Origin of the sequence: Microbacterium sp. LEMMJ01 (assembly GCF_002114135.1) — a bacterium.
In the GTDB taxonomy this organism is placed as follows: domain Bacteria; phylum Actinomycetota; class Actinomycetes; order Actinomycetales; family Microbacteriaceae; genus Microbacterium.
The window spans coordinates 62,419-71,842 of the sequence record NZ_NCTV01000007.1; the positions used below are offsets into that span (position 1 = coordinate 62,419).

At 65.3% G+C, this 9,424-nt stretch carries 6 protein-coding genes and 2 rRNA genes; 6 read left to right on the plus strand and 2 right to left on the minus strand.

Going from position 1 to position 9,424, the window contains the following annotated elements; all coding sequences use genetic code 11:
* Nucleotides 1–9 precede the first annotated feature (9 nt).
* Nucleotides 10–594 (minus strand): DUF1349 domain-containing protein, encoded by a 585-nt coding sequence (locus B7W94_RS00465; RefSeq protein WP_085603572.1) that lies wholly within the window; start codon nt 592–594, stop codon nt 10–12.
* 59 nt (nt 595–653) lie between these two features.
* Between B7W94_RS00465 and B7W94_RS00470 the strand changes: the two genes are divergently transcribed.
* Genes B7W94_RS00470 through B7W94_RS00485 form a run of 4 tightly spaced genes read left to right on the plus strand, consistent with a single transcriptional unit; the run spans nt 654 to nt 4,256 of the window.
* Nucleotides 654–1,298 carry a SatD family protein gene (locus B7W94_RS00470; RefSeq protein WP_085603575.1) on the plus strand — a complete coding sequence of 215 codons (645 nt, stop codon included), beginning with the start codon at nt 654–656 and terminating at the stop codon, nt 1,296–1,298.
* Complete coding sequence (locus tag B7W94_RS00475) at nt 1,295–2,077, plus strand: hypothetical protein (protein WP_025105256.1); 783 nt, start codon at nt 1,295–1,297, stop codon at nt 2,075–2,077. The genes B7W94_RS00470 and B7W94_RS00475 overlap by 4 nt, the downstream gene beginning before the upstream one ends.
* A gap of 52 nt (nt 2,078–2,129) precedes the next feature.
* Nucleotides 2,130–3,431 carry a tyrosine--tRNA ligase gene (gene tyrS, locus B7W94_RS00480; protein ID WP_126894554.1) on the plus strand — a complete coding sequence of 434 codons (1,302 nt, stop codon included), beginning with the start codon at nt 2,130–2,132 and terminating at the stop codon, nt 3,429–3,431.
* Nucleotides 3,432–3,443: 12 nt separating this feature from the next.
* The gene (locus B7W94_RS00485) at nt 3,444–4,256 is read left to right on the plus strand and encodes a DUF4184 family protein (protein ID WP_085603578.1); all 813 of its coding nucleotides are present in this window, start codon (nt 3,444–3,446) and stop codon (nt 4,254–4,256) included.
* A 33-nt stretch (nt 4,257–4,289) separates the two neighbouring features.
* Here the strand turns inward: B7W94_RS00485 and B7W94_RS00490 are convergent, their stop codons facing one another.
* Nucleotides 4,290–5,624, minus strand: a complete 1,335-nt coding sequence (locus tag B7W94_RS00490) for a CoA transferase (RefSeq protein ID WP_085603581.1) — start codon at nt 5,622–5,624, stop codon at nt 4,290–4,292.
* A 597-nt stretch (nt 5,625–6,221) separates the two neighbouring features.
* On the opposite strand from B7W94_RS00490, the gene B7W94_RS00495 reads away from it, so the two are divergent.
* Together B7W94_RS00495 and B7W94_RS00505 are read left to right on the plus strand one after the other, a co-directional pair.
* Nucleotides 6,222–7,746, plus strand: a 16S ribosomal RNA gene (locus B7W94_RS00495).
* A gap of 408 nt (nt 7,747–8,154) precedes the next feature.
* Nucleotides 8,155–9,424: ribosomal RNA gene (locus tag B7W94_RS00505) — 23S ribosomal RNA — on the plus strand; the annotation flags it as partial.

The following is a 9,424-nucleotide window of genomic DNA, read 5'->3' on the forward strand; positions in this document are numbered from 1 at the left end:
GGCCTCGCCTCAGTGCAGGTCGCCGTCGGCGGCCGAGCGTTCCCACCGGGTGAACCGGACGGTCAGGCCCGCGCGGGTGGGCGCGGCGAGGAACGGTCCCGCGGAGACGGTCGCATCGCCGGCGAAGGGAGCCACCCTGACCAGGCGCCAGGGGCCGTCGTCCGCCCGGGCGCGCACGATCATCGCGTCCGCCCACCGGCTGACCCTGACCGTGATCTCGCTCTCGCGCCAGTCGTCGACGTAGCCGACCGACCAGTCGGATCGACCGGCGGTCACGACGGCACCGAGACCGAGGTGGCCGTCGGCGAACTCGACGCCCGCTTTGATCCAGTGCTCCTCATCGGCGCGCACGAAGAGCCCCGCCTGGTCGAACTGCCCCTCCCACGGCGCACGGAACGCGACCTCGATCGCCTCGCCGACGGCGAGCGGCGCGAGCAGCGCGTGCTCCGTGTCGTGCACGAAACCGTAGGCGGTGTGGCGCCAGGCGTCGCTGCCCTCGGCCGCGGTGGCGTCGAGGTGACCGTCGACGTGCGTCCAGGCGGGGGCGTGGGTCCAGGTGCCATCGGTCCAGTTGATGATGCGCGATTCAGGCATATTTCCCATCTATAGCTGATAAGGGCATAAACTACGAATATTCGTGGTACGGTTATGCCATGGTCATCGCTGTGATCGCCGACATCGTCGGGTCCCGGGAACTCCGGGACCGCGGTGCTGCGCAGCGCGCGCTGGACGAGACCATCGCACAGGTGGAACAGGATCGCCCGCTGGCCATCCACCCGCTCACGCCCACGGTAGGGGACGAGCAGCAGGGCGTCTACCGCGCACTGCCCGACGCGCTCCTCTCCCTCCTCATGGTCCAGCTCCGCCTCCCGGAGGGGCTCGCCTTCCGCTTCGGCATCGGGGTCGGCGAGGTCCGGCCGGTCACCTCGGTGCACGGCGAGCTCGCCGACGGACCCGGGTGGTACGCGGCACGCGCCGCGATCGAGACCGTCCACGCACGCGAACAGCGCGCCGTGCCGCGCACGCGCACCTGGATTGTCGGCGCCCCGGGTCAGGATGAGGTCATGGAGACCGTGATCGCCGCGTCCAACGCCTACGTCCTCGCGCGCGACGAGCTGGTGGGGACGATGAGCACGCGCGAACGCCACCTCACCTACGGACGCCTGGTCGGCCGGTCCCAGCAGGAGCTCGCCGCCCAGGAGGGGATCTCGCAGCCGAGCGTCTCCAAGTCGCTGCGGAGTGCGGGAGCCGCCGCTCTCATCGAAGGTGTGGCCGCGCTCCGGAGGGAGTCCGCATGATCCTCGCCGGCTTCGTCCTCCTCGCCGTCGGCGCGACCGACCTCGTCCGGCAGTTCGTGCCGCGGCGGTGGATCGGCTTCGTCGTGGCCGCGGCCGTGGTCCTCCTCCTCGGCATCGGCGGCGATGCGCTGCTGCCCGCGCTCCTGGGGCTCGGTGCCGGGGCGCTGTGGGCGTGGAGCATGCCGGACGAGGGGCCGTCCCGGGCCGGGTTCTGGCCGGCGGTCGCGCTGGCCGCCCTCAGCATCGCCGCCGTGGTCTGGGGCGGGTCGAGGAGCACGTCCGGACTCATCGGCGAGCTCTGGACGCTCCGCTCGCCCTTCGGTGAGGTGCCGTTCGACCTCGCCGTCCTCGCGCTCGGGGCCGGCGTCTTCCTCCTCGAATCCGCGAACCTCGTCGTCCGTGCGGCTCTCGACGGCGAGCACACCTGGCGCCCGGCCGAGGTCTCGGGGACCGTCGCGCCCGAGCCCGTACCCTCCGACCGCTCGGAGGCCGACGCCCCTGCAGTGTCCGCCGTGATCCCCGCCGATCCCCGCCACGGATTCAAGGGCGGGCGGCTCATCGGCCCCCTGGAACGCGTGCTCGTGATGATCCTCACGCTCGCCGCGGCGTACCCGGTGCTCGCGGCCATGCTCGCCGCCAAGGGCATCGTCCGCTTCCCGGAGATCTCCCGAGACGGGGAGACGGGCGCGCGTGCCGAGTACTTCCTCGTCGGCAGCCTCGTGAGCTGGGTGATCGGCCTCGGTGCCGCGTTCCTCGTCTGGTGGGCGGCGCACAGCTGACACCCCCGCCCGCGACGCAGCGGGACGGTCGCGCGCTGCTAGCCTGGAGCGCGTGTCAACTCCCGCTCTGACGACCGCGCCGCAGGCGATCGACCCCACGTTCGAGAACGTGTGGGACGAGATCGTGTGGCGTGGCCTCGTCCACGTGTCCACCGACCAGGAGGCGCTGCGCGCCCTGCTCGCGGGAGACCCCGTCACGTATTACTGCGGCTTCGACCCGACGGCACCGAGTCTGCATCTCGGGCACCTGGTCCAGCTGCTCCTGCTCCGCCGCCTCCAGCTCGCCGGGCACAAGCCGCTCGGTCTCGTGGGCGGCTCCACCGGCCTGATCGGCGATCCCCGGCCGACTGCGGAGCGCACGCTCAACACCCGCGAGACGGTGGCGGAGTGGGTCGACCGCCTGCGCGGCCAGGTCGAGCGGTACCTCAGCTTCGAGGGCGACAACGCCGCCCGCATGGTGAACAACCTCGACTGGACGGCGCCGCTCTCCGCGATCGACTTCCTGCGGGAGATCGGCAAGCACTACCGCGTCGGCACGATGCTGAAGAAGGACGCGGTGGCCGCGCGCCTGAACTCCGACGCCGGCATCAGCTACACCGAGTTCAGCTACCAGATCCTCCAGGGGCTCGACTTCCTCGAGCTCTACCGCCAGTACGACTGCGTGCTGCAGACGGGCGGCTCGGATCAGTGGGGCAACCTCACCAGCGGCACCGACCTCATCCACCGGGTCGAGGGGGCCTCGGTCCACGCGATCGGCACGCCGCTGATCACCAACAGCGACGGCACGAAGTTCGGCAAGAGCGAGGGCAACGCGATCTGGATCGACGCGGAGCTCACGAGCCCCTACGCGTTCTACCAGTTCTGGCTCAGCACGGCCGATGCCGACGTGATCGAACGCCTCAAGGTCTTCACGTTCCTGACCAGGGCCGAGATCGAGGCGTACGCCGAACTCGTGGCGACGGAGCCGTTCCGCCGCGCCGCCCAGAAGCGCCTCGCGCTCGAGGTCGTCGCGACGGTTCACGGTGTGGAGGCGACGGCGGCCGTGATCGCGGCGTCCGAGGCGCTGTTCGGGCAGGGCGACCTGACCACTCTCGACGCGGCGACGCTGCGCACGGCTCTGGACGAGCTCCCGCACGCGACGGTCGCCGCCGGTACTCCGGTCGTCGACGCACTCGTCGCGACCGGGCTGGTGTCGAGTCTGTCGGAGGCCCGTCGCGCCATCGCGCAGGGCGGGGTCTCCCTCGACGGCGATCGGGTGGAGGACGACTCCGCGACCGTGCAGGGCACGCTTCCCGGGGGTGTCTCGGTGCTGCGTCGCGGGAAGAAGACACTCGCCGGCGTCTTCCTCGGCTGATCCCGGTCAGGCATGCCGTTCACCCCGAGTCACGCGATCGTGGCGTTGCCGTTCGTGCGCACGCCCCTGGTCCCCGCGGCGATCGCGATCGGAGCGATGACGCCGGACATCTCGCTGTTCCTGCGGAACGTCGGGCTCAACTACGGCTTCCTGCACGATCCGGTCAACGTCGTGTGGACGGCGCTGCTCGCGCTCGTGCTCTTCCTGCTGTGGCGTCTGCTGCTGCGCCCCGCGACCCTGGAGCTGCTGCCCGACTGGGTGAGCACGCGGCTGCCCGCCGGGTGGGGCGCGAGCGGACTCCGGGCCGGGGTCGAGGCGCTGACCCGCGACGACCGTCCCCGGTATCGGGGTGCGCGGTCGCTGTATCCGGTCCTGCTCGTGCTCTCCGCGATGCTGGGGGTGCTCTCGCACATCCTCTGGGACGCGTTCACGCATGAGTCGCGGTGGGGCGTCGATCTGCTGCCCGCGCTCGCGAACTCGTGGGGTCCGTTCGACGGCTACAAGTGGCTCCAGTACGCCTCGAGCGCGCTCGGCCTGCTGGGCCTGGCGATCTGGGCGGCACTGTGGCTGCGTCGTGCGACCCCGCGAACGCATGCGCCCCGGATCCTTCCGACGGTCGTCCGGGTCGCGTGGTGGCTCTCGCTGCCGGTGATCCTCGTGCTCGCCTGGGTCGGCGGACTGCTCGCGTTCGGCCCGCTCTCCGCCGATTTCACGGTGCAGCATCTCGCGTATCGGGTGCTGCCGCCGGCCTGTGCGGTGTGGGGCCTGCTCACCCTGGTCCTCTGCGTGGTCCTCGCCGTGCGGCGGCCGCGCTCCGCCCTCTGACCCGCAGCGGACCCGGCACGTCGGGAAGCCGCGTCACCAGCGTGGTGCGTCCGTACCCCATGCGTGCGGGGCCTCGAACCTGAGCCCGGGGAGAGCGGGTGCCGCCGTCACGACCGCCGTCCCGTCCACGTCGAATCGCGCGAGATGCGCCGAGGCGTCGATCTCCGGCGCGCGCACGGCAGCGGTCGTGCGCGGCATCCCCAGCAGTTCGGCGGCGACCCGGCGCAGGGAGGTGCGCACGATGCGCGAGCGCCCGTCGCGGGAACGGAGCAGGCGGGTGAGTGCGGCGGCGAGAAGATATCCGCTGCTGTGATCCAGCGCCTGGGCGGGGAGGGCGCCCGGCCGTCCGTCGTCGCCCTCGATCATCGCGATGCCGCTCTCCGCCTGGACGAGACTGTCGAAACCGGCGCGCTCGGGATGATCGGGTCCCCAGGCGCTGAGCTCCGCGACGAGGAGACCCGGGTGCTGCTCGACCAGAGCGTCGGGGGAAAGGCCGAGCCGGTCCAGCGAGGCGGGCCGATATCCGAGCACGACCGCATCCGCCGACTCCAGGAGGGCGTGCAGCTCGGGGGACCGGGCGTCGAGGCGTGCGGAGCGCTTGCCATGGCCGGTGTCGAGGTGCTGCCACGGGAGCTCGGGGAGCTGCGGCGGGTCGAGACGCAGCACGTCGGCGCCGAGGAGAGCGAGCGTCCGTGTGCACACCGGCCCCGCGATCACTCGGGTGAGGTCCAGGACACGGAGGCCGGCGAGCGGGGCGCGCGCCGAGACGGCGGGAGACGAGGTCCGTCGGTCCTTCGTTCGTCCGCCCTCGGGGTCGGCGACCGCGACATCGAGGAGCGGAGCAGCTCGCTGCGCCCGGTCGGCCTCGGGGTCCTCGTGACGCACGGCCACCGCGAGTCCGCCCGCCGCGGAGATGAGGCCCACGGCCTCGTCGGTCGAGAGGGTCGACATCCTGCGGGTCACGGCCTCCGCACCCGCCGAGCCGGACAGACCGAGTGCGCGGCGAAGCGCTCGAGCGTGGTGCGGGTAGTTGCCATGTGTGCGGACCCACCCGTCGCCGCTCTCCCAGAACCCGGAGAGCGGCGCCCACACCGGCGGGGGAGTTCCGTCGACCAGCAGGTAGCGGTCGCTCCGGTAGGCGACGGCCACGCGTCGGGGATCGATGGACCTGGGGTCGAGTCCGGCGGCCACGGTGACCGCGGCCACACTGGCGAGAGCCAGCTCTGCGGTCGCCGTGCGCGAGGCGAGGGGCACCGGATCGAGAGTGCGGAGTGACGCGAGGGAGTCCGCGGGGAGGGGCGCGACGCCCGTGTCCCGCCACATACGGACGAGCAGATCGGCAGTGGTGTCGGAGGAGGGAGTGGGCATGGGCGTGATGCTACTCCGCCCCCGGATACCGCCGGAAACAGCCGCTGATCCGGCCGAATCCCGGCGCGGGGCGCCCGCGACACGCCCGGGGTGGTGCGCCCGATTTGCCAGACCCCCGGAATCCACGTAACTTATTACTTGTTCGCCCCACAGGGAAGCGGAGAAGCCCAGAGCTTCACCCCCCTCAAGCGGAGAACCACTCCCGATCCACTCTCACTTGAGAGATCCGGCGCTTGCGCCTAGGATGGGAGATCCACCCCTTCTGCGGCTGTCACCGGCTGCGCAGCGGATCCAAGATCCGCGCGGCGCGCCGATTTGACAAGCGGGTCGGGATGGCTAAGATAGAGAAGTTGCCCTGCGGGCCTGGTCGTGATGGCTGGGTCGTGGGAGCATCCGATCCTTGAGAACTCAACAGCGTGCACTTGTCAAATGCCAAATTATCCTCGTCTAGCTTCGGCTGGGTGAGAATTCCTTTGGATCAAAGACCAGCCTCCTTTGTGGGGTTGGCAACGGATGAAGTCAGCAATGAATTCGTCTCTTTGGTCAGCATCAAACTCGCTGCGTTCCGGTTTTTCCCCGGTTCGTATGCATTTCTTTTTTACGGAGAGTTTGATCCTGGCTCAGGATGAACGCTGGCGGCGTGCTTAACACATGCAAGTCGAACGGTGAAGCAGGAGCTTGCTCTTGTGGATCAGTGGCGAACGGGTGAGTAACACGTGAGCAACCTGCCCCTGACTCTGGGATAAGCGCTGGAAACGGCGTCTAATACTGGATATGTGACGTGACCGCATGGTCTGCGTTTGGAAAGATTTTTCGGTTGGGGATGGGCTCGCGGCCTATCAGCTTGTTGGTGAGGTAATGGCTCACCAAGGCGTCGACGGGTAGCCGGCCTGAGAGGGTGACCGGCCACACTGGGACTGAGACACGGCCCAGACTCCTACGGGAGGCAGCAGTGGGGAATATTGCACAATGGGCGAAAGCCTGATGCAGCAACGCCGCGTGAGGGATGACGGCCTTCGGGTTGTAAACCTCTTTTAGCAGGGAAGAAGCGAAAGTGACGGTACCTGCAGAAAAAGCGCCGGCTAACTACGTGCCAGCAGCCGCGGTAATACGTAGGGCGCAAGCGTTATCCGGAATTATTGGGCGTAAAGAGCTCGTAGGCGGTTTGTCGCGTCTGCTGTGAAATCCCGAGGCTCAACCTCGGGCCTGCAGTGGGTACGGGCAGACTAGAGTGCGGTAGGGGAGATTGGAATTCCTGGTGTAGCGGTGGAATGCGCAGATATCAGGAGGAACACCGATGGCGAAGGCAGATCTCTGGGCCGTAACTGACGCTGAGGAGCGAAAGGGTGGGGAGCAAACAGGCTTAGATACCCTGGTAGTCCACCCCGTAAACGTTGGGAACTAGTTGTGGGGTCCATTCCACGGATTCCGTGACGCAGCTAACGCATTAAGTTCCCCGCCTGGGGAGTACGGCCGCAAGGCTAAAACTCAAAGGAATTGACGGGGACCCGCACAAGCGGCGGAGCATGCGGATTAATTCGATGCAACGCGAAGAACCTTACCAAGGCTTGACATATACGAGAACGGGCCAGAAATGGTCAACTCTTTGGACACTCGTAAACAGGTGGTGCATGGTTGTCGTCAGCTCGTGTCGTGAGATGTTGGGTTAAGTCCCGCAACGAGCGCAACCCTCGTTCTATGTTGCCAGCACGTAATGGTGGGAACTCATGGGATACTGCCGGGGTCAACTCGGAGGAAGGTGGGGATGACGTCAAATCATCATGCCCCTTATGTCTTGGGCTTCACGCATGCTACAATGGCCGGTACAAAGGGCTGCAATACCGTGAGGTGGAGCGAATCCCAAAAAGCCGGTCCCAGTTCGGATTGAGGTCTGCAACTCGACCTCATGAAGTCGGAGTCGCTAGTAATCGCAGATCAGCAACGCTGCGGTGAATACGTTCCCGGGTCTTGTACACACCGCCCGTCAAGTCATGAAAGTCGGTAACACCTGAAGCCGGTGGCCTAACCCTTGTGGAGGGAGCCGTCGAAGGTGGGATCGGTAATTAGGACTAAGTCGTAACAAGGTAGCCGTACCGGAAGGTGCGGCTGGATCACCTCCTTTCTAAGGAGCATCTGACGCTTCGGCGTCCAGAACCCAGATCGAAGGCACACGTTCTTCGCTGGGAGCTCATGGGTGGAACATTTGACATGGCATCGAGATTGTTTCTCTGATTAGTACGCAGCTTGCTGCAGGAACGTCGGGGGGATGGGTTTCGGTGCCTGCACGCTGTTGGGTCCTGAGGGACCGGATGCGGGTCTTTCGGGATCTGGTCTGTACCTCTGGGCCTCTTGTTGTCTCTCCGGTTGGGGAGGTGGTGAGGGGTACCGCCCGTACTTTGAGAACTACACAGTGGACGCGAGCATCTTGCAACTGGTCTTTGATCAGTTGCGCAAGATGATCTTAAAGATCATTAGTCAATTTCTGATTCAGTCTTCGGACTGGTCGGGTTTTTGATTCAAACTCATGTGATTTCAAGTCTTTAAGAGCAAACGGTGGATGCCTTGGCATCTGGAGCCGAAGAAGGACGTAGCAATCTGCGATAAGCCTCGGGGAACTGATAAGCAAGTTTTGATCCGAGGGTGTCCGAATGGGGAAACCCCGCTGGGCGGCGTGCCGACCTAGTGACTCCCGCCTGAATATATAGGGCGGGTAGAGGGAACGTGGGGAAGTGAAACATCTCAGTACCCACAGGAAGAGAAAGCAACCGCGATTCCGTTAGTAGTGGCGAGCGAAACCGGATCAGGCTAAACCGAGTGTGTGTGATATCCGGCAGGAGTTGCATATTCGGGGTTGTGGGACTCACCAGTCAGTTCTGCCGAGCTGGCGACGTTACAGAAGCGTATAGACGAACGGTCTTGAAAGGCCGGTCATAGAGGGTGCCAACCCCGTAGTCGAAATGCGTGTTCTGGCGTGGAGAGTATCCCAAGTAGCACGGGGCCCGTGAAATCCCGTGTGAATCTGTCAGGACCACCTGATAAGCCTAAATACTCCCAGATGACCGATAGCGGACAAGTACCGTGAGGGAAAGGTGAAAAGTACCCCGGGAGGGGAGTGAAATAGTACCTGAAACCGTTTGCTTACAAACCGTTGGAGCACCCCTGGTAGGTGTGACAGCGTGCCTTTTGAAGAATGAGCCTGCGAGTTAGCGATATGTGGCGAGGTTAACCCGTGTGGGGTAGCCGTAGCGAAAGCGAGTCTGAATAGGGCGATTCAGTCGCATGTCCTAGACCCGAAGCGAAGTGATCTATCCATGGCCAGGTTGAAGCGACGGTAAGACGTCGTGGAGGACCGAACCCACTTAGGTTGAAAACTGAGGGGATGAGCTGTGGATAGGGGTGAAAGGCCAATCAAACTTCGTGATAGCTGGTTCTCTCCGAAATGCATTTAGGTGCAGCGTTGCGTGTTTCTTGCCGGAGGTAGAGCTACTGGATGGCCGATGGGCCCTACAAGGTTACTGACGTCAGCCAAACTCCGAATGCCGGTAAGTGAGAGCGCAGCAGTGAGACTGTGGGGGATAAGCTTCATAGTCGAGAGGGAAACAACCCAGACCACCAACTAAGGTCCCAAAGCGCGTGCTAAGTGGGAAAGGATGTGGAGTTGCTCTGACAACCAGGAGGTTGGCTTAGAAGCAGCCACCCTTGAAAGAGTGCGTAATAGCTCACTGGTCAAGTGATTCCGCGCCGACAATGTAACGGGGCTCAAGCAMGCCACCGAAGTTGTGGCATTGACMTTATTGGTA